Origin of the sequence: Psychrobacter cryohalolentis K5, assembly GCF_000013905.1 — a bacterium.
Classification (GTDB): Bacteria; Pseudomonadota; Gammaproteobacteria; order Pseudomonadales; family Moraxellaceae; genus Psychrobacter; species Psychrobacter cryohalolentis.
The window spans coordinates 2,415,838-2,434,963 of the sequence record NC_007969.1; the positions used below are offsets into that span (position 1 = coordinate 2,415,838).

17 protein-coding genes are annotated in these 19,126 nt (G+C 43.0%); 8 read left to right on the forward strand and 9 right to left on the reverse strand.

The window, feature by feature from the left end:
* Window positions 1–20: 20 nt before the first annotated feature.
* From PCRYO_RS10015 to PCRYO_RS10025, 3 genes are all read right to left on the reverse strand, one after another.
* Window positions 21–344, reverse strand: a complete 324-nt coding sequence (locus tag PCRYO_RS10015) for an H-NS family nucleoid-associated regulatory protein (RefSeq protein ID WP_020444129.1) — start codon at window positions 342–344, stop codon at window positions 21–23.
* Between the two features lie 504 nt (window positions 345–848).
* Entirely contained in the window at window positions 849–1,508 is a 660-nt protein-coding gene (gene ssb / locus PCRYO_RS10020; protein ID WP_011514278.1) for a single-stranded DNA-binding protein, read from the reverse strand.
* Between the two features lie 108 nt (window positions 1,509–1,616).
* Entirely contained in the window at window positions 1,617–2,981 is a 1,365-nt protein-coding gene (locus tag PCRYO_RS10025) for an MFS transporter (protein WP_011514279.1), read from the reverse strand.
* A gap of 585 nt (window positions 2,982–3,566) precedes the next feature.
* Between PCRYO_RS10025 and uvrA the strand changes: the two genes are divergently transcribed.
* The 3 genes from uvrA to PCRYO_RS10040 all read left to right on the forward strand — a co-directional run bounded on the left by uvrA (window position 3,567) and on the right by PCRYO_RS10040 (window position 8,455).
* Entirely contained in the window at window positions 3,567–6,473 is a 2,907-nt protein-coding gene (gene uvrA, locus PCRYO_RS10030) for an excinuclease ABC subunit UvrA (protein ID WP_011514280.1), read from the forward strand.
* Between the two features lie 246 nt (window positions 6,474–6,719).
* Entirely contained in the window at window positions 6,720–7,736 is a 1,017-nt protein-coding gene (locus PCRYO_RS10035; protein ID WP_011514281.1) for a zinc ribbon domain-containing protein, read from the forward strand.
* A gap of 224 nt (window positions 7,737–7,960) precedes the next feature.
* The gene (locus PCRYO_RS10040; protein WP_011514282.1) at window positions 7,961–8,455 is read left to right on the forward strand and encodes an REP-associated tyrosine transposase; all 495 of its coding nucleotides are present in this window, start codon (window positions 7,961–7,963) and stop codon (window positions 8,453–8,455) included.
* Window positions 8,456–8,548: 93 nt separating this feature from the next.
* Here PCRYO_RS10040 and PCRYO_RS10045 read toward each other — a convergent pair whose 3' ends face one another.
* Entirely contained in the window at window positions 8,549–8,830 is a 282-nt protein-coding gene (locus tag PCRYO_RS10045) for a DUF503 domain-containing protein (protein ID WP_011514283.1), read from the reverse strand.
* A 163-nt stretch (window positions 8,831–8,993) separates the two neighbouring features.
* On the opposite strand from PCRYO_RS10045, the gene PCRYO_RS10050 reads away from it, so the two are divergent.
* The 3 genes from PCRYO_RS10050 (at window position 8,994) to gorA (ending at window position 11,692) form a co-directional block, all read left to right on the forward strand.
* Complete coding sequence (locus PCRYO_RS10050) at window positions 8,994–9,800, forward strand: threonine/serine ThrE exporter family protein (protein WP_011514284.1); 807 nt, start codon at window positions 8,994–8,996, stop codon at window positions 9,798–9,800.
* 1 nt (window position 9,801) lies between these two features.
* Window positions 9,802–10,254, forward strand: a complete 453-nt coding sequence (locus PCRYO_RS10055; protein ID WP_011514285.1) for a threonine/serine exporter family protein — start codon at window positions 9,802–9,804, stop codon at window positions 10,252–10,254.
* 82 nt (window positions 10,255–10,336) lie between these two features.
* The gene (gene gorA, locus PCRYO_RS10060; protein WP_011514286.1) at window positions 10,337–11,692 is read left to right on the forward strand and encodes a glutathione-disulfide reductase; all 1,356 of its coding nucleotides are present in this window, start codon (window positions 10,337–10,339) and stop codon (window positions 11,690–11,692) included.
* Between the two features lie 150 nt (window positions 11,693–11,842).
* On the opposite strand, the gene PCRYO_RS10065 is transcribed toward gorA, so the two are convergent.
* Window positions 11,843–12,211 (reverse strand): hypothetical protein, encoded by a 369-nt coding sequence (locus PCRYO_RS10065; protein WP_226939360.1) that lies wholly within the window; start codon window positions 12,209–12,211, stop codon window positions 11,843–11,845.
* Window positions 12,212–12,315: 104 nt separating this feature from the next.
* Between PCRYO_RS10065 and PCRYO_RS10070 the strand changes: the two genes are divergently transcribed.
* A complete protein-coding gene (locus PCRYO_RS10070) occupies window positions 12,316–12,525 on the forward strand; it encodes a hypothetical protein (RefSeq protein ID WP_041753214.1) in 210 nt (69 codons plus the stop codon).
* A 20-nt stretch (window positions 12,526–12,545) separates the two neighbouring features.
* Here the strand turns inward: PCRYO_RS10070 and PCRYO_RS10075 are convergent, their stop codons facing one another.
* Together PCRYO_RS10075 and PCRYO_RS10080 are read right to left on the reverse strand one after the other, a co-directional pair.
* Window positions 12,546–13,184 carry a GNAT family N-acetyltransferase gene (locus tag PCRYO_RS10075; protein WP_011514289.1) on the reverse strand — a complete coding sequence of 213 codons (639 nt, stop codon included), beginning with the start codon at window positions 13,182–13,184 and terminating at the stop codon, window positions 12,546–12,548.
* Between the two features lie 233 nt (window positions 13,185–13,417).
* Window positions 13,418–15,058, reverse strand: coding sequence for an FAD-dependent oxidoreductase (locus tag PCRYO_RS10080; protein WP_011514290.1), 1,641 nt, complete (start codon window positions 15,056–15,058; stop codon window positions 13,418–13,420).
* Window positions 15,059–15,229: 171 nt separating this feature from the next.
* Here PCRYO_RS10080 and truD point away from each other — a divergent pair, with 171 nt between their 5' ends.
* Entirely contained in the window at window positions 15,230–16,405 is a 1,176-nt protein-coding gene (truD, locus tag PCRYO_RS10085; RefSeq protein ID WP_011514291.1) for a tRNA pseudouridine(13) synthase TruD, read from the forward strand.
* Between the two features lie 51 nt (window positions 16,406–16,456).
* Here truD and PCRYO_RS10090 read toward each other — a convergent pair whose 3' ends face one another.
* On the reverse strand, window positions 16,457–17,977 hold the full coding sequence (locus tag PCRYO_RS10090; protein ID WP_011514292.1) for a GGDEF domain-containing protein: 1,521 nt from the start codon (window positions 17,975–17,977) through the stop codon (window positions 16,457–16,459).
* A gap of 166 nt (window positions 17,978–18,143) precedes the next feature.
* Complete coding sequence (locus tag PCRYO_RS10095) at window positions 18,144–19,025, reverse strand: PHP domain-containing protein (RefSeq protein ID WP_049751816.1); 882 nt, start codon at window positions 19,023–19,025, stop codon at window positions 18,144–18,146.
* Window positions 19,026–19,126 lie beyond the last annotated feature (101 nt).

The window sequence follows — 19,126 nt, forward strand, 5'->3', positions numbered from 1 at the left end:
AGCGACTATCCATTAGAAAATTAAATAGCAAAATCTTCAAGACGACGACCTGCGGCTAATGCCTCTACCAACCATGTTGGTTTACGTCCGCGACCAGTCCATGTTTCTTCGTCATTGTCGGTATTACGGTATTTAATGCTACGCTTCTTTTCTAGTTTTTCGCCCGCTTGTAAAATCTCCTCGATACTGGCATTGCTTTCTTCAGCGATTTTTTCAAACTGCGTATAAGCATCATACAAGCGCTGGTGTTGCTTTTGAGCAATAAGCTGCTGCGCATTTTCAGTAATAGCACGTAGCTCATCAACATTTAAGCTGTTTAAATCAATAACATTACTTTTGTTCATAGTATTTTCCACATTAAAATAAAGGGTATAAATAAATAGCATTTATACTAAAAATAGATTTATCAAGAACTACTAAATACAGTAATTATTAAATAATAAATCTTTCGCATATTGATAAAAATTTGATTGTCTACTGATAAATATAGTGTGAATGCTTAAAATTATAAGCAACGCTAATATAAACAAAAATACTGACAATAACAATGACTTATCGTTATTTTCTGCTAAAATCAATAAATGGCAGTTAATTCGATGACAATCAATGATATTAAATAAATAGCATTACTTATTATTCTTTCTTTAAATAGCCTCCGTAATGATTAGGGCTGTATAGTTATTATCAGGCACATTGATGCACAGGTTCTGTTGGCATATCGGTTTTAAAATGACTTAATTATATAAATGACTCCTTACACTTTCATTATCTGTACATACTAAAAAGCCTTGCATTAGCAAGGCTCTAAGTTTATTTCTTTATAAATACAACATCTTGTTATTGTATCCTCAGAACGGAATGTCATCGTCTACAGGGCCATCTGGCATTGCTGTAGGCTTCGACTGCGCTGGTGCTTGAGTCGGTTTATTAAATTGATTCTGCTGAGCGGGCGCATTCTGATTATTAAAGCTATTTTGATGACCACCCTGTGACGCACTGCCGCCTTGATTATAACCGCCTTGTTGAGCGGGCTGATTGCCTCCTTGCTGACCATAGTCGTTCTGGCCACCTTGGTTACTAAATCCGCCGCCCTGATTACCATAGCCACCTTGGTTGCTTTGACCACCTTGGTTATTGCTACCAAAGCCACCACCAGCATCATTACTACCACCTGTCGAGCCATCTAGCATTTGCATTTGTTCAGCACGAATTTCAGTGATATAACGGTCTTGTCCGTTGGGATCTTGATATTTACGGGTACGTAAGCTGCCTTCGATATATACCTTACTGCCTTTACGAAGATACTGCGCAGCGATTTCGCCCAAGCGATTGAACAACGAAATGCGATGCCATTCCGTTGCTTCTCTTTTCTCACCGCTTTGCTTGTCTGTCCACTGCTCTGATGTCGCAACCGAAATATTGGTCACGCTACCGCCGTTATTGAATTGACGTGCCTCAGGGTCTGCACCGAGGTTACCGATGATGATAACTTTATTAACACCGCGCATGATATCGTCCTTTTACTTATGAATAATTTTATTACCAGCTTTAATCGAGTCTTTAATATAAAGCCTCAATCTTAGCAGTAATATACTTTTACTTTAACCATTTTTCTGTTAAATATCTAGAGGGCTTTGCGCCAAATGCGACAGCTCCTGTCGCGAAGTATCTGTGAGCTGCGTCTTGTCCAATTTTAAATAAGCAACCTGTTCTTTTGCCATGACCACCAGCTCATCAACACCATCTACTGCCAGCATTTGCCGTGACCAGTCCTGAATATCAATATTCTTTGGTATCGTCACAGTCGTACTTGACAAATATGGTGGATCAGCAATAGGAATAATCAGCAATAAAGAGGCTGCCATTATAATTGCCAATATGCCCCATGCCAACAAATTAGGCTGACTTAATAACAACCCGCCCATTGCGCCACCAACGAAAGCACCAAAGAACTGACTGGATGAATTTAACCCCATCGCAGTGGCTTTATTGGCGACTGGTGCGCGCTTAGATATCCATGAAGGAATCGTTGCTTCAAGTAGATTAAAGCCCATAAAGTAGAGCAATAAGCCTAATATAATACCGACGCCAACCTGACCACCGAGCGCTAATAATGCTAAGGCAACCGTCATCAGTGCAATCGCAGCCAAAAATACTTGGCGCATTTTGCGTTTCTTTTCGGCGATGATAATAAAAGGTATCGCGACGGCAAAACCGATGAACAATAAAGGCAAATAGACCAAGCCTTGCTGACGTACCGACAATCCTAGTACGTCATTAAGCTGATGCGGTAAAATAACAAAGATAGCGGTCATGGTCAGATGCAGAGCAAATATGCCAATGTGCAAGCGATTTAGATCACCAATTTTTAGAACTGTTGCCAACTGCTGACCAATCGATTTATTGTCTAAATTGTGCTTAAGTACCCGTAGCGGTGTCGGGACGAACAGTAACAATAACATCGCCAAAACTGCAAAGCCTGCAGTCAACCAAAACAATCCTGAGATGCCAAGCGAGCCTACTAATAGAGGCCCAAAGGCAAAAGCAAGCATGATAGAGGTCGCAATCGTCAAACCCATCGTCGCCATCGCTTTGGTGCGCATCTCCTCACGAGTTACATCGGCAAGTAACGCCATCAATACCGCAGAGACCGCGCCACTACCTGCCAGTGCTCGACCAATAATGACCTCGTAAATATCTGTGGCATTGGCAGCAATAATACCGCCGATGGCAAACAAGACAAGACCTAAAAATATAATCGGCTTACGCGGGAACTTATCCGCGGCAAGGCTCATTGGAATCTGAAATATTGCCTGTCCTAGCCCATAAATACCGACTGCCAAACCAATCAGAAACGGCGTCGCATGCGCATAATTATCACCATACACAGAAAATACTGGCACAATCATAAACAAACCAATCATCCGCAAGGCAAAGATGCCACCGACCCCGAGGATTGCCCGTTTTTCTACGCTATTCATACTTGCCTCACTGGTTCATCATTGCTGGTTTATCACGGCAGCTCTGCTTGTATTATTACGACTGTATCAAGGGTTTAGCCTACAAATTAAGCTCACTAGTATAAGACATTCGCCGTTTGCTTGCCGAGACTTTTGCCCTCCTACTTCAGCATCATAGTGGACACCGACTTAAGCCATTCATTTTACGCAATAATTTTGTTACCAAGTGCATCTGATGAGTCATTGCACCTTGAATAATGCAGCTATCATGACAATAAAGTAAGACGTTGAGAACGTTGTGGTCTGAAAAAATTTATGATAAATCTTTTTACAAAACGACGTTATTCTGCCAAATCTATAACAAACCACTCATATTAGTTAATCTTTATTTAGATTACCTTTATCCGTTTCAAGTATTAAAAGCATATTCTAATATAGACAGCCATTACTATCGCTTTGTGAAAACTGCATATTTTTATAAAGCCGTATTAATTTGAATAGCAATTTTAAAATTATCCACGTTTTTGATGAATCATTTGACTCATATTGATTGCTCCTTTTAATTTTTTTGAAAATATCATTTAGCAAATAGGAAACCTATCACCGATGGCACACGAGTATATTAAGGTTCGCGGCGCACGCACTCATAATCTAAAAAATATCGACTTAGACATTCCACGAGATAAATTTGTGGTCATTACGGGTTTATCAGGCTCTGGTAAATCTTCATTGGCATTCGATACCTTGTATGCTGAAGGGCAACGTCGTTATGTCGAGAGCTTGTCAGCATATGCGCGTCAGTTCTTATCTCAAATGGAGAAGCCAGACGTCGATAGTATCGAAGGCTTGTCGCCGGCGATTGCTATTGAGCAAAAATCGACTAACCATAATCCGCGCTCAACCGTCGGTACGATTACCGAAATTTACGACTATCTGCGTCTGCTTTATGCGCGTATTGGTACGCCGTTTTGCCCTGAGCATGGCGAGCCAATGGTCGCGCAGTCGGTCACTGAAATGGTCGATCAAGTCATGGCGCTGCCCGATGATACCAAGATCATGATACTTGCGCCGGTTATTCGTGAGCGTAAAGGTGAGCATACCGTGTTGCTTGAGCAATTAATTGGGCAAGGGTTTGTACGTGTACGCGTCGATGGTGATGTCTACGATACTGATGAGCTACCAACACTCGATAAAAAGAAAAAACATACCATTGAAGTCGTCGTTGACCGCTTTAAAGTTCGTGATGACTTGGGTAACCGCGTCGCTGAAAGTTTGGAGACGGCTCTACGTTTAGGCCAAGGTTTGGTGACGCTACACTTTATGGATGGCAATCCAAAAGAAGGCGGTGATGCTAACCAAGTTATGTCTGCTAAGCACTCTTGCCCTGTTTGTGATCGTGCCGTGTCTGAGCTTGAACCGCGCATGTTTAGTTTTAACAATCCTTATGGTGCTTGCCCAAGCTGTGATGGTCTCGGTAAACGTCAGTATTTCTCTGCCGAAAAACTGATTACTCATCACGAAAAATCGCTCAATCAAGGGGCGATTAATGGTTGGGATAAGCGTCATGCGTATTACTTTGGTCTGCTATCTACCGTTTGTAATCACTTCAAAATCGATATGGACGCACCGTGGCAAGATTTACCAAAAGAACAGCAAGACCTTATTATGCAAGGCTCTGGTAAAGAGAAGCTGACGTTTAACTTTACTGATGAGCGCGGTCGTAAAACCAACAAGACCGTACCATTCGAAGGTGTGCTTCCATACTTAGAGCGCCGTTATGCCAAAACCCAAAGCAATCTCGTCCGTGACGAGCTAGCGAAATACTTGGCTGATACTACTTGTAATGTCTGTGATGGCGCGCGTCTCAATGAGATCTCACGCAATGTCCGCGTCGATGATCAAACCATCGCTCAAATCGTGAAGCTGTCTATCGGTGATGCGGCTGAATATTATAAGACCATTAAAATTGGCGGTCATAAAGGCGAAGTTGCGGAAAAAATCTTTAAAGAGATCAATGAACGTCTAAACTTCCTCGTCAGTGTCGGACTTGATTATTTATCCCTCGCCCGCTCTGCTGAAACGCTATCGGGCGGTGAAGCACAGCGTATTCGTTTGGCTAGCCAAATCGGCGCAGGTCTGATGGGTGTGATGTATGTACTCGATGAACCATCGATTGGTTTACATCAACGTGATAATGATCGCTTGCTAAAAACCTTAACGCGCTTACGTGATTTGGGCAACACGGTACTGGTCGTTGAGCACGATGAAGATGCGATTCGTCAAGCGGATCATGTTATCGATATCGGAGTGGGCGCTGGCATACATGGTGGTCATATCATCGCTCAAGGTACGGTCGATGACATTATGGCAAACAAAGAATCGCTGACTGGACAATATATGTCTGGTAAGAAAAGAATTGAGATTCCAAGCATTCGCCATAAAGCCAAAACGATCGATATGGAAGTTAAAGGTAAAGCCAAGCCCAAACAAGTTCCTATGACCATTGAGCTAAAAGGTGCATCTGGCAATAACTTACACGATGTTGATTTGACCTTGCCAATAGGTATTATGACTTGTATCACGGGTGTTTCGGGTTCTGGTAAATCGACCTTGATTAACCGTACTTTAATGCCACTTGCCGCGACTCAGTTAAACAATGCTTCCACGCTCATCGCGGATAAGCATGACAGCATTAGCGGTCTTGAGCATTTGGATAAAATGGTCGATATCGATCAAAGCCCGATTGGTCGTACACCGCGCTCAAATCCAGCGACGTATACGGGCGTGTTTACCCCAGTACGTGAGATGTTTGCACAAACTCAAGAAGCACGCGCCCGTGGTTATAAAGCGGGTCGCTTTAGCTTCAATGTCAAAGGCGGACGCTGTGAGATGTGTCAAGGTGATGGTCTCATTAAAGTTGAGATGCATTTTTTACCGGATATGTATGTGCCGTGTGATACTTGTGAAGGCAAGCGTTATAACCGCGAGACCTTAGAGATTCACTATAAAGGTAAAACCATCGCCGACGTGCTTGATATGACAGTCGAAGATGCTACTGAGTTCTTCTCAGCGATACCAGCCATCTATCGTCGCCTGCAAGCACTCATGGATGTTGGTCTGAGCTATATTCGTTTGGGTCAGTCTGCACCGACGCTATCAGGTGGTGAAGCACAGCGTGTCAAACTGGCGCGTGAGCTTGCCAAACGCGATACCGGACAGACGCTTTATATCTTGGATGAGCCAACTACTGGTTTGCATTTCCATGATATCGATAAGCTGCTGCATATCTTGCATGCCTTACGTGATAAAGGTAATACTATCGTGGTCATCGAGCACAACTTGGACGTCATCAAAACGGCGGATTGGGTAATTGATTTAGGTCCTGAAGGCGGTAAAGGTGGCGGCATGATCATCGCTGAAGGTACGCCTGAGGAAGTGGCTGAAGTTGAAGAATCGTACACGGGTATATTCTTGAAGCCGATGCTTGAGCAAGCGATGAAAGAAGTAAGCTGATACAAACTGGTTAATCGTTGATAAAAGGCTACTCTTTAGGGGGTGGCCTTTTTTGTTGGTGATGATATATAAAATAGACTTTAAAAACTCTATTTTATAGAGTATAAAATCCTGACATTTGTTGCTCAAAAATTACTGATAAGTTATAATCTTTATCTTATTTACCAAAAATTTAAGCAACTTTCTAGTACTTAACCTTGCAGAAATGTGCTCGGGATATTGCAAATGAAGATAAAGTAGAAAAAAATGGCTCTAATTAACTGTCCTGAATGTTCTAAAGCCATTAGTGATCAAAGTATCTCTTGTCCTAGTTGTGGTTTCCCCACGCCTTCAGAACAGATAGATAACAATGATTTGCTAGCAAGCAGTCGTCAAAGACAAAAGAATAGTGGCTGTTCTGGCGCAACTATCTTCCTAATCATTATTATAGTTCTTATCGGCTTTTGGCTTGTAAGTGCTTATGATGGCTATACAGAAAAAGCACGACAATACAGTGAAGAGCAGTCAGAACCTGATAAAGAATCACCGCAAGTCCAGGGATCATTATTTGATTCGCCATTGACACAGATACCAATGTTACTTTCTGGTTCAGGTGAAGATGGTCGCTATTTCCTCATCTCTCACTTTGCATCTTATGGCATTGAAAATGTTAAGTATGCACGTAGAGGGAAAGAAAGTGACTCTTTTGGGGAGATGCAAATTGACTGCACAAACGGTAAGATCAGAAAAACCTCATCAGATAATCTTGAGGCCTTAACATCAGCAGACCTAGGGGATTGGTATACGCCAACACCAGATTGGACAGATCAAGATATTGTTAATTTCATATGTCCAATCGAAAGCGTAGTGTCAAAAAACATAGAACATCATGAAGTAGTTGAGAAAGTAGTAACGCTAGAAGCTCCCAAGAACGAAGTAATTGAAAAAGTAACATTGGAGCAATTCAAGCCAGAGCCAGTGATATCAGCACAAGCAATACCGAGGGAAGTTGTATTATCGAATGCCCCTTCGGGTAGTGAGAAAGAATATAAAGTATGGGAACCACCAATAAAAACAAAAGAACCTTACAACGAAAAAGTAGTTAATAAAGCAGCGGACGATAAAAAAGAGAGGGACATAGCACGCAGAAAAAGTGATGATCGAGCAATATGTGAACAAGCTATAAAAGTAAACAGTGCTTACCTTGGGAAGGACGACCCAGAATATAGTCAGTGGAAGGCAATTGAGCGTGCCAATTGTATGCAAGATAAACTATATGAGTGAAATTAGGGGATACAAATTCGGTGTTATTTGCAAGCTCGTAGGTTGGGTTGACGAAGGAAACCCAACTGTCTCATATTCATCAAAACCAACTCGTTAGGTCTCATCCTTCGACACCAACCTACAATCCAAACCCGAAATTACCTACAATCCGTAGGTTGGGTGGAGCTTGCGACACCCAACAAAATTAAGTAATATCAGCTATTAGTTATAATTTGCAGAATAGCATGCAGTATCGAAGGTACTATCAAAAAGGAGCAACCTACTTTTTTACTGTCAACCTAGCTGATAGGTCTAGCGATTTGCTAGTCAAAGAAATTGCAACACTTAGACATGCCTTCAAACTCGTTAAACAAAAATACCCCTTCTACATTGATGCCATTGTTATCTTGCCAGACCATTTGCATATGTTATGTACTATGCCAAATAATGATGCAGACTTCTCTAAACGAATAAAACTTATTAAATATTACTTTTCTTATAACATTGCCAAAACAGAATCTATTTCGAGTAGTAGACTTAAAAAAAGCGAGCGTGGTATTTGGCAACGTCGATTTTGGGAGCATTGCATTCGCGATGAATCAGACTATCGAGCACATATTGATTATATTCATATGAACCCTATTAAACATGGGTATGTTAAACAGGCTAAAGACTGGCAATATTCTTCATTTCATCGATTTGTGACAGATGGGTTGCTTCCTATCAATTGGGGCGGATGAGTATATTCTTTTTTAAAGTAAATGTTGGGTGTCGCAAGCTCCACCCAACCTACAAGTTAGACATTTTTCAGACTTAAGATAATTACCATTAACCTAAATAAACTCTCTCTCAACATTCATCACCCGCGCATCTACCGTACGTTCTATTTTTTCTTCAATTTGACTACATTGTGATTCAACCTCACGTTTGGATAGCCCGACGATCACAAACGTCCATTCGCTGGCATCATGCCGATCTCGCTCGCCGCTCTCACAGACTGCGACGCTTGGCGTATTGCCAAAGCGTGCGTGCAAGCCGCCCATACGTTGGCGTTTCTCCTTTAATGAGCTACAACCGGGCAGCGCAAAAGTCAGCGTTAAGATAGCGATATGCATTTTATTCTCCTTGCGACAGTGGTTTACGCTTTATAATAGTAGCAAATAAGTACGGCAAGTTATGCTATCGTTACCTTGCCGTATCGATATCCTATAACCGCTCACACTGTTTATGGTTATACCATTCACAAATCTCACAATAGCCAATATGCGTATCTAATCAATGACCTCTATCAGCTACGTACAGCAACAGCACATTACTCGATTATGCGTGCGCTGTGGATTACTGCTTATGCAATATGGCGCTGAGTCTGCCGTGGTGGTGGACTTATGTAAACGCTTGGGGCTTGCGTTGGGGATGAACAGCGTGGAATGTTCACTGAATTTTAATGCCATTACCTTAACCACTATCTGTGATGAGCGCTGTATCACCACCACCAGAGACACGATCAATCAGAGTATTAATGTCAATTTATTGGTACAAATCCAGCAAATCGTCAATAAAACCGAAGCCCTCACAGATAATGATAATGACAAACTGAAGCCTGAGCTGACTGAACGCACCACACTTGCCTTTGATGAATTAGATAAGACCGTTTACCCGACGTGGCTAGTGGCTGTGTTTGTTGGCGCATCTTGTGCTGCATTTGCTTATCTAAATGGCGGCAGTTGGTCAATTACCGCCGTAACCTTTATCGCGGGTATGGTGGCGATGCTCACTCGTATCTACCTGTCCAAGCACCATTTTAATCCCTTTATAGCGGTCATCGTGACCGCTTTTATTGCCTCTTTAATTGGGTCGACTACCTATTACTTTGATATTGGTAATAATGCCGATATTGCTGTTGCCTCCAGCGTTCTGTTACTAGTGCCAAGCTTCCCTTTGATCAATTCTTTCTCAGATATCCTAAAAGGCTATGTCAATATTGGGATTGGGCGTGCCGTTTTTACCTATATGCTGACTTTGTCCGCGTGCGTTGGTATCGTAATGGCGCTGGGATTACTTAGAATACAGCACTGGGGATTTTGACATGTGGTTCATTGAAACCGTGGTGCTGTCGTGTATCATCACCCTTGGTTGGACGCTGATGTTTAGCGTGCCCAAACGTTACATTTTGCCTTGTTTGCTGATGACCGCGTTTGGATTCGGGCTAAAAACAGCGCTTGTCTATCAACACGTCCATCTCGTTGTGGCCAGCTTTTTTGGGGCGATGCTTGCCAGCTTTTTGGGGGTGTATTTTTCCAAGAAATATACCCTACCGCCCAAAGCATTAATTTCGCCAAGTGTCATCTGTATGATGCCCGGTATCGCCGCTTATAAGGCGATGGTGAGTATGGTACAGATTGGCTATTTTGGTTTTTCAGACGAGTTATTTAGCCAAATGATGGTGTATTTGTTTGAGGCGTTATTTGTGACTTCAGGATTGGTACTGGGCTTATCTATTCCTGGACTGTTATTTTATAGACGTCGTCCCATCGTATAGATGATGGACTGCTCTTAGCTAGGCACTGTTTTCAATTAACGTTCAAAATTACATTAACAACCCCTTAATAAAGAGACTCAATATGACTAAACACTATGATTATATCGCCATTGGCGGCGGTAGCGGCGGCATTGCTTCGATTAATCGAGCCGCGAGCTATGGCAAAAAATGTGCCATTATCGAAGCCAACCAATTAGGCGGCACCTGCGTGAACTTGGGCTGCGTACCCAAAAAAGTGATGTGGTATGGCGCACAAGTTGCTGGAGCCATTCATAAGTATGCGCCAGATTATGGCTTTGACGTTGAGCTAAAAGGCTTTGACTTTCAAAAACTGGTACAGAGCCGTCAACAATATATTCAAAATATTCACCGCGCTTATGACAATAACTTGGCAAAAAACGGTGTAGAAGTAATCAAAGGCTTTGCCAAATTTGTTGATAATCATACCGTAGAAGTGAATGGCGAGCTTATTACCGCTGACCATATTTTGATTGCTACAGGCGGTCATCCTATCAAGCCAAATATCAAAGGCGCAGAACATGGCATCGATTCTGATGGTTTTTTTGCCTTAAATCATTTGCCAAAACGAGTCGCTATCGTTGGAGCGGGATATATCGCCGTTGAGATCGCTGGTGTGATGAATAGTCTCGGCGCTGAGGTACACTTGTATGTCCGTCAGCACTCGCCACTGCGCTCGTTTGATCACACCATTGTGGAGACTTTGCTGATAGAGATGGAGCAAGATGGCATTCAATTGCATACCAATACCACGCTCACTGAAGTTGTTAAAAATGACGATAGTAGCCTGACTTTGTGTACCACAGATGGTGCTCTTGATACCGTAGACTGCTTGATTTGGGCGATTGGTCGCGCGCCTTCGACGGACAATATCAATTTGCAAGTGACGGGCGTGGAAACGACCGAGTTTGGTAAAATCATAGTCGATAAATTCCAAAACACCAATGTTAAAGGGATTTATGCGGTAGGCGATATTATCGAAAACAGTGTTGATTTGACGCCAGTGGCTATCGCAGCAGGTCGTCGCTTGTCAGAGCGCTTGTTTAATAACAAACCTGATGAGCATCTAAACTATGAGCTGATACCGACGGTTATCTTTACCCACCCTCCTATCGGCACCATTGGTTTGTCTGAAATCGATGCCGTAAATCAATTTGGTAAAGACAATATTAAATGCTATACCTCCACCTTTACGGATATGTATAGTGCGGTGACTAAGCATCGCCAAAAGTCTACAATGAAGCTGATATGTTTAGGCGAGGAAGAAAAAGTCATTGGCTTGCACGGTATCGGCTTTGGCGTGGATGAAATGATTCAGGGCTTTGCGGTAGCGATCAAAATGGGCGCAACCAAAGCTGACTTTGATAATACCGTCGCCATTCATCCCACTGGCTCAGAAGAGTTTGTGACGATGCGCTAGCAATGAACCGGGTAATATTAGTAATAGCCTTATCTATTATATAAAAAGGATGCCGTTTGGGCATCCTTTTTTATTATCAGCAACCAATAGAAGTGCTTATTTATTAGTGCTTATTTATTAGCCCTTATTTATTAAAAAGTATCAAAACCTTTAATTACCCAATACCCACTCATCATTGACTAGATAAACTTTAAATCCCGTCTTGTTGGTTTGGCTATTACCCGCTATCGTTTGGGTGACATCAGCGCTACAGAGATAGGCATTTTCACCCTCAATGGCATCGCAGTCGATATTCTCAATGCGCTCAAGCTTTGGCATCATGGTCTCCATCATGCCGCTCATGGCTTTTGCCATCTTATCATTGCCTGCGTTAGCCTTTGCGTCCTCTACTATCTTGGTAGTTTGCTCATATTGCGCTTCGATCAGCCCTTCAACCGTATTTTCAGGAGGCGCATTAGAACACGCGGTAAAAAACGGCGTGAATACCATAATGAATACCGATTTTTTGAAATTTCTCACGTCGTCGTCCTGATATGTTTATAAAATTTAAGGTGCGGATAATTCAGACAGTACAATCGGGATGCTGCTATGATGTGCTTAATAATGATGGTTGCGAGATAATCATGTGGCAGGCGTATTTTTTTATATTACCGATTGGGCTTGGCATTTTAACCTTGGTTGTCAGTCTGATATTTTTATTTGCCTATATCACCTCTAATGACAATGCCACACGCTTACCAGCATTTAACTGGTTTAAGCGCTTAATTGTAGTGGCATTTTTACTGCTGAGTATAGGACTGTTTATGACTTTCACATACTTTTGGGGTCGATAATATTAGCCTTTACATATTTTTTAACTGACTGGTTTTTCTAATTCTAATAATTCCAAATCCTGACGCTTTGGCTCGCCATTATTACCATCATTTGGAAACGGCATTTTATTGCCATTTAGCTGATAACCACGGCGCTGATAATAAGACAATAGCTCGGGACGATGGCTTAAAATAGACATGGTCAAACGAGCAGGTTTTTTATCAGAAGCTTGCTCATCTGGTTGTAGATGACGACCTGCAAATGTCTCGGCTGCTTGCAAAACCACGTTGCCAACGCCCTGTCCTTGTAACTCAGGATGGACGGCAAACATGCCGATATAGGCTTTTTTATCACCAGCAGCATTAACTTGCATATCTACTCCGATACAGCCTAATAGCTCACCTGTTTCTTCTCCATCACGCTCACCTGTTATGGTTTTTGGATAAACGAAAAGATAATGTTTTGGATTGGCGATGGTACTAGCCAGCTCATCTTGAGTGATACGAATACCACCGATTAAGTCTGCTTCATTGGTCCAGCCTTCTGTCTGCCGATAACAGCGATTCAATAGCTGCTCAAGTGCGTCGATATCACTAGCTTCTGCTTGGCGTAAGAAAACAGTTTCTTTATTGGCATTGTCGTTATTAATATTGTCGTTGTTAGTCTGGGCTTCATTCATATTATTTTGTCCTTTTATTATCCGTATGTTCAGTTCATTACAAAAAGCTCATAAAGAGGCAGATAGAAATTTTTGCCGCCTCTGTCGGCGGAGGCACAGCACACAAGAAAATTTCTATCTGCCTCATGTATTGATAAAATACGTGAGATCTTTATGTGGTATCTATCCTAGATTAAAAAGCCGACCTAAATAAATAGCTCAGCTTTAATAGTAATATTTATCCGTTTTCATTACTAGCGCGATAACGCCTGCGCTTGCTCGATGATATCAAACCCTGCGTTAATCTGTGCCCGTGTTGGCGCATGACCTTGGCGTAATAACTCAGAGAATGCCACCAGCTCTTTATCACGTCCAAGCGAGCTTGATGCACTGGCACACGTGTTTTCACCCTCGTTATCGAAGTAGTATTCTATATAGTTAAAACTATCTGGCGAACCCATTAGAATGCCATGATCTGGCGTCGCCGCATGTCCACTATAACGCAAACTTTTGCCATATTGCATCGTCCAAAAGAAAGGAATGCGCTCCTGAAGCGATTTGACGTTATCGTCATTTAAGATAGCAGCAGCCGTCACCATGCCATGTTGCAATGCAACCCGCCAGTGCTCAATACGCATACGCCCCAGTTGATTGGGCGCTTTGGCAATATCCCCCAACGCATAGACACCATCGCGCAGTTGTAAATGCTCATCGACTTTTACGCCATCTGGATGATTTGTATCCTGTAATAACTCGATACGCGGTGCGACACCTGTTCCTAAAATGACGATATCAGCATCGATTTGCTCACCATTGGCTAATTTGACGCCAGACACTTGTGAGAAATTCTCTTCGCCATTATCAGTAGTATTTTCAGCTGCAATGATTTCAGCGACGCTGGCATCAAACACGAACTCAACACCATTTTCTTTATGCAATGTAATCAACGCATTACTGACCGTTTCTGAGACGATATTGCCCATCACGCGATGGTCTTGACCGATAACAGTGATAGAAGCAGTAGTACCCGATTGCGCCAATGCTGACGCAACTTCCATACCGATAAAGCCCGTACCGACGATGACTACGCGCTGATCATGACTGGCGGCTTTGATTAATTTGGCATCATCCATACTACGCAAGGTATAGACACCATCAAGAGTTGCCCCTTTAATAGGTGGAATCTTGGGCTCAGCACCGGTTGCCACAACTAAAAATTCCGCTGTTAGCTTGTTGCTATCACCCTTTTCATCTGTTATCACGATACTACGCTCATTGAGCAACACTTCACTGACCGTTTGGTTTAAGCGCAGTTCAATATCGTGTTTGCTTGCCCAATCTGTACCGCCCAGTAATAGCTTTTCTTCTGGCATATTACCGGCCAAAAAAGCCTTGGATAATAAAGGACGATTATAAGGGGCTTTGTCCTCGGCACTCACCAAGGTAATCTTGCCGCCGTAGCCAGTATTGCGCAGCTGATGGGCAGTCATAAACCCTGCTCCACCGCCGCCAACGATAATAGTATGAGTATCAGTCAGCTTATCATTTTCAACCTGCTTATCTATCTTGGCTGAGGTATCAACCGTTAGGCTGTCGCCATTATCTATGATTTGATATTGAGTCAAGCCTGTTGTCGCGATTGGCTCCAGTAATGCGCCGTCGCTGCTATCAAAAGCTGCATGATGCCAAGGACAAATAACGCGATTACCACAACGCAAACCTGTACCCAAATCTGCTCCAGCATGCGGACATTTGCCATCAAAAGCACGAAACGTGCTGTCGTCACGGGTAATTAAAATGATACCATCATCATCTTGCTTGTACGATTTCATACCGCCGCTGATAATGTCGGCTTTGTTTATAGTGACTGTATTTATAGTAGCTGCCTTACTCATAAGTCATCCTTAACGGTTATAATGGTTCCTGTTTAAAGCGTGTCGAGACTTATCGATAGTAGCAAGCCTCCTTCACTTATGCTGTTCTTTTGTATATTGACCACGTTGCAAAACGTAATGACTGCTTTTTTAATCCCTATTAATGTTCTATAAAACGTAAAAGACTATCTTATGACTGTTCAAGACCATGATATTACCGCTGCTACTGATACTGCCAATTTACCGCAGCCGATACAGCCGCTGTTAAAGCATGCTACTTACAAGGCTCATACCACGGATTTTATTGTTAACGAGTTGCTACCATTAGAGTTCACCGGTGAGGGTGAGCATCTCTGGCTACATATCCAAAAGTCAGGGATGAACACGGCGTATCTTGCCAAATTATTGTCCGAATGGGCGGATATTCCTTTACGTGATGTCGGCTTCTCAGGACTGAAAGACCGTCATGCGCTAACAACGCAGTGGTTTAGCTTGCGCATACCAAAGAAGCAATTACCAGACTCTGAGTTTGCGCCCGTAGATATCGGTGCTAATGAGTCAATCACTATCCTTGAGCAGCAATGGCACAATAAAAAGCTCAATCGTGGCACGCACCGCGCCAATCAATTTATTATTACCTTGCGTGATATTGAATTTGTAGGCTTTGATACACCATCACCATCATCTGAACAGCTCTTGTCTGTTAAGCAAGCCGTCGAGCAGCACTTAGTGATTATTGGTCAAAGTGGCGTGCCCAATTATTTTGGGCCGCAGCGCTTTGGTCGCAGTGGCAACAATATTAGAGAAGCATTGTCGTTGTTTGCGCGTCCTGTACCTGAGGCCCGTCCGCCGTCTAATAAAGGCAAACGTAAACGCGTGCCACGTGAGCAAAACACCATGGAGCTGTCGGCGGCACGCAGTTTGATATTTAATGAGATATTGGCAGCACGTGTCCGTGATGGCAGCTGGAACCACGGACTTGCAGGTGAAGTATTTAATCTAGATGGCTCAGGCTCGATATTTGCAAGCGACGAGATAGACGATACCTTACGAGCCCGTCTTGAATCAGGCGATATCCATCCGACCGCCGTGCTGTGGGGCACAGGTAATGAGAAGGTCAGCGGCAAAGCGGCAGCCATGGAAGCGGACACCGTAGCGCATAGTCCATTGTTAACACAGCTAGCCACAGGTCTAGAGCAGCGTGATATCAAGGCGCAAAGGCGAGCACTACGATTACCTATTGAAGCATTAAGCTGGGAATGGCAGGATACAGAAGGTAGTCAGATACTAATCTTAAACTTTACTTTGACGACCGGTAGCTTTGCGACCAGCGTATTAGCAAGTTTGGTACAAGAATTAAATACCTAGACATTATCTATGTCATAACCGGTTAAGGACCTAAAAGGTTAAAGTACTGATTTATTTGCTAGCGGTATAAAATGAGATAACCGTGCTATTTTCTGCTGCTAGTATCTCGTTGGCACTAACGACTTGATTACGTCCGCGATCCTTGGCTTCGTATAGTGCTTTATCAGCGATACAAATCAAGCGCTGGCAAATGTCGATGGGCAATTGCGCCTTCGCGATTTCTGTGGCGACTCGTTTTCTTCTGTGGGCAATTCTTCGTTGCGAGCTGTTTTGTATTGGGCTACTTTTTTGCAACCCTTTAACAGATGAACTATCTTTTTTTGAATTATTTGGCGATTGTATATTCTCTTCTAATTCAGTAGCCCTATATTCACTTTGAATATGAATACGCTCAGCATGCGTCAAGGTATAAACCCCTAAACTTGCCGTGACATTAAAATCTGTATGGTTGTCGCCACTGATGACTTGCTCAGCAATATCTCGTCGCAGCTGTTTAGCAATCGTCATGACGCTATCATGCGAGGTATCTGGGAGCACGATTAAAAACTCTTCTCCACCATATCGACTCACAATCGCCTCTTCTGTCAATGAATTCAATAAGGTTTGTGCAACCTCTGACAATACTTGATCGCCAACATCATGACCATAATTGTCATTAATGTTTTTGAACCAATCTAAGTCTAATAATATAATACTAACGTCCTGCTGATCTCCCATTGCCAAAAGCGCCTGCTGCATTTGCGTTAAGCCATAACGGCGACTTTTCAGCTGGGTCAATTCGTCATGATTGGCGTACTGCATAATCTCCGCTTTACTGTTATCCAATATCAACAGCAGCGTGCGAAACATATAGATGATAAAAATCGCTTTTGGCAGCGACATATAAATATGCGTGCTGCGCCAAAAAAACGCGGAAGAAAAACGCAGTTGATTAAACGTATCCCAGCTAAGCGTCCCATTTTGAAATATGGACGCAGAGATGGCATTTTCGATAGCCGTGGTCTCGCTATAGGTCAAATAGTTATAGCTATCCAAGGGAAAAGAAGTCGCTGTCATTTGTTGCATGTTGGGAATCGTAAAGCCGAAATAGGGAATTAATGTAGCCGAAAAAATCAGCATACTATGAGCCAAAAAAGCCTTCCATACATAACGTCGCCGTATAAGCATCATACCCAGCATCGCCCCGCCCACCAGCGACACCCCAGCAACCAAGCTGCTATGCCCCATTACCAAAATAACCACTGCAATATAAGTACTATAAAGCGTGATTAATACCGCCTGCCACGTATGTAGCGAGCCGTGACCGGTTTTAATAGGCGATGAGCGACTGATCATCCATAAAAAGAAGAGTCCAAGCAGCGTAATGCCAATCCATAAAGGATACAACAGCGCCATGTCAACATAGGAGCTATAGGTCTCTCTACGAAACCAAACATACAAGCACCAGATCCAATGTAAGGTAATTTCCATCAACACAAACAATGCTAGCAGCAATGCTCTATCAGCAGCCTGCCACTCGAAAATAACTCGAGAGAGTTTTCTATAGCCTAGATGAGATATCGAAAAAGCCATAATGGGCTACCGAAAACAATGAAAGTGATTGAGTTAAAACCAGAGCAATCCATCCGGTGTCATGATTGATACTAAATCTGAACTTATCATTGAGTGTGGCAATTTTTGATCTATTTATCAATCCGTTTAATTGATTCATCGGTCAATAAGTGCAGCTGTTTTCTATTTAAGATAAAGCCGCAAAAGATTGCCAGATACCTTGCTGTTCGGGATGCATGTTGGGGACATCGCCCAAGCGTCGCCATGGCATATTACTCCCATGAAAGTCGCTGCCTATCGATGCAGCAAGCTTGTGCTCAGCAATACTACGGTCAACCATTTTACGCGTACTGACAGGCTCGCTATTGGCAGGTAGCTCACAAGCATCACCACCAAGCTGCGCAAATTCTTCGATAAGCTTACGGACGCGCGTCGCTGACAGCTGATACCGCGTTGGATGTGCCAACACCGCTTTGCCACCACATTCCTGTATCAGCTCAATGCCACGCTGCATTGTCAGCGCCTCGATCGCCACATAAGCGGGTTTATTGTCTGCCAAATACTTATCAAAGGCTTTTTGTACCGTCTTTACTTCACCGCGTTCAAATAACACTTGCCCGATATGTGCGCGCCCAACTGCTTGCGGATTGCCACTAGCTTTAGCAAGAACAGCTTGCCACAGCTCATCATAATCGATACCAAGCAGCTTACTGAGTTTTTCTGTAATACGTTGACCGCGAGTCGCGCGGCTGTCTTGCAACTGTTGTAGGGTGGCGTGCATTTTTTCGCGGTCGGTAAAATCAAGACCAAGTACATGAATAATTTTATTGGTAGATTTATTTTTACCGTAGCCGCCGCTCAAAGTATGCTCACAGCTGATTTCTACGCCATTAATCAGTTGTATATTGCAAGCTTCTGCCGCGGCGCGTGCCTCATCGATACCTAGCAAGGTATCATGATCGGTTAAGGCCAATACATTAATGCCAGCCGTATGGGCGCGCTGTACCACTTCTGCCGGCGCATAAGTGCCATCAGAGCAGGTACTATGACAATGTAAATCGATTTTCATAAAGCAAGCCTTAGAGTTTTGAATATTCTTGAGTAAAATAAGGTTAAAAGTGCCAAAGCAGCTCATATCAGAGGATTATAGTGTTGATTGCTTTTTTTTGA

Bases quoted from the DNA above. Each gene is read 5' to 3' on its own strand.
- PCRYO_RS10015 (WP_020444129.1), bottom strand. From the start codon at position 344: ATGAACAAAAGTAATGTTATTGATTTAAACAGCTTAAATGTTGATGAG.
- ssb (WP_011514278.1), bottom strand. From the start codon at position 1,508: ATGCGCGGTGTTAATAAAGTTATCATCATCGGTAACCTCGGTGCAGAC.
- PCRYO_RS10025 (WP_011514279.1), bottom strand. From the start codon at position 2,981: ATGAATAGCGTAGAAAAACGGGCAATCCTCGGGGTCGGTGGCATCTTT.
- uvrA (WP_011514280.1), top strand. From the start codon at position 3,567: ATGGCACACGAGTATATTAAGGTTCGCGGCGCACGCACTCATAATCTA.
- PCRYO_RS10035 (WP_011514281.1), top strand. From the start codon at position 6,720: ATGGCTCTAATTAACTGTCCTGAATGTTCTAAAGCCATTAGTGATCAA.
- PCRYO_RS10040 (WP_011514282.1), top strand. From the start codon at position 7,961: ATGCAGTATCGAAGGTACTATCAAAAAGGAGCAACCTACTTTTTTACT.
- PCRYO_RS10045 (WP_011514283.1), bottom strand. From the start codon at position 8,830: ATGCATATCGCTATCTTAACGCTGACTTTTGCGCTGCCCGGTTGTAGC.
- PCRYO_RS10050 (WP_011514284.1), top strand. From the start codon at position 8,994: ATGACCTCTATCAGCTACGTACAGCAACAGCACATTACTCGATTATGC.
- PCRYO_RS10055 (WP_011514285.1), top strand. From the start codon at position 9,802: ATGTGGTTCATTGAAACCGTGGTGCTGTCGTGTATCATCACCCTTGGT.
- gorA (WP_011514286.1), top strand. From the start codon at position 10,337: ATGACTAAACACTATGATTATATCGCCATTGGCGGCGGTAGCGGCGGC.
- PCRYO_RS10070 (WP_041753214.1), top strand. From the start codon at position 12,316: ATGTGGCAGGCGTATTTTTTTATATTACCGATTGGGCTTGGCATTTTA.
- PCRYO_RS10075 (WP_011514289.1), bottom strand. From the start codon at position 13,184: ATGAATGAAGCCCAGACTAACAACGACAATATTAATAACGACAATGCC.
- PCRYO_RS10080 (WP_011514290.1), bottom strand. From the start codon at position 15,058: ATGAGTAAGGCAGCTACTATAAATACAGTCACTATAAACAAAGCCGAC.
- truD (WP_011514291.1), top strand. From the start codon at position 15,230: ATGACTGTTCAAGACCATGATATTACCGCTGCTACTGATACTGCCAAT.
- PCRYO_RS10090 (WP_011514292.1), bottom strand. From the start codon at position 17,977: ATGGCTTTTTCGATATCTCATCTAGGCTATAGAAAACTCTCTCGAGTT.
- PCRYO_RS10095 (WP_049751816.1), bottom strand. From the start codon at position 19,025: ATGAAAATCGATTTACATTGTCATAGTACCTGCTCTGATGGCACTTAT.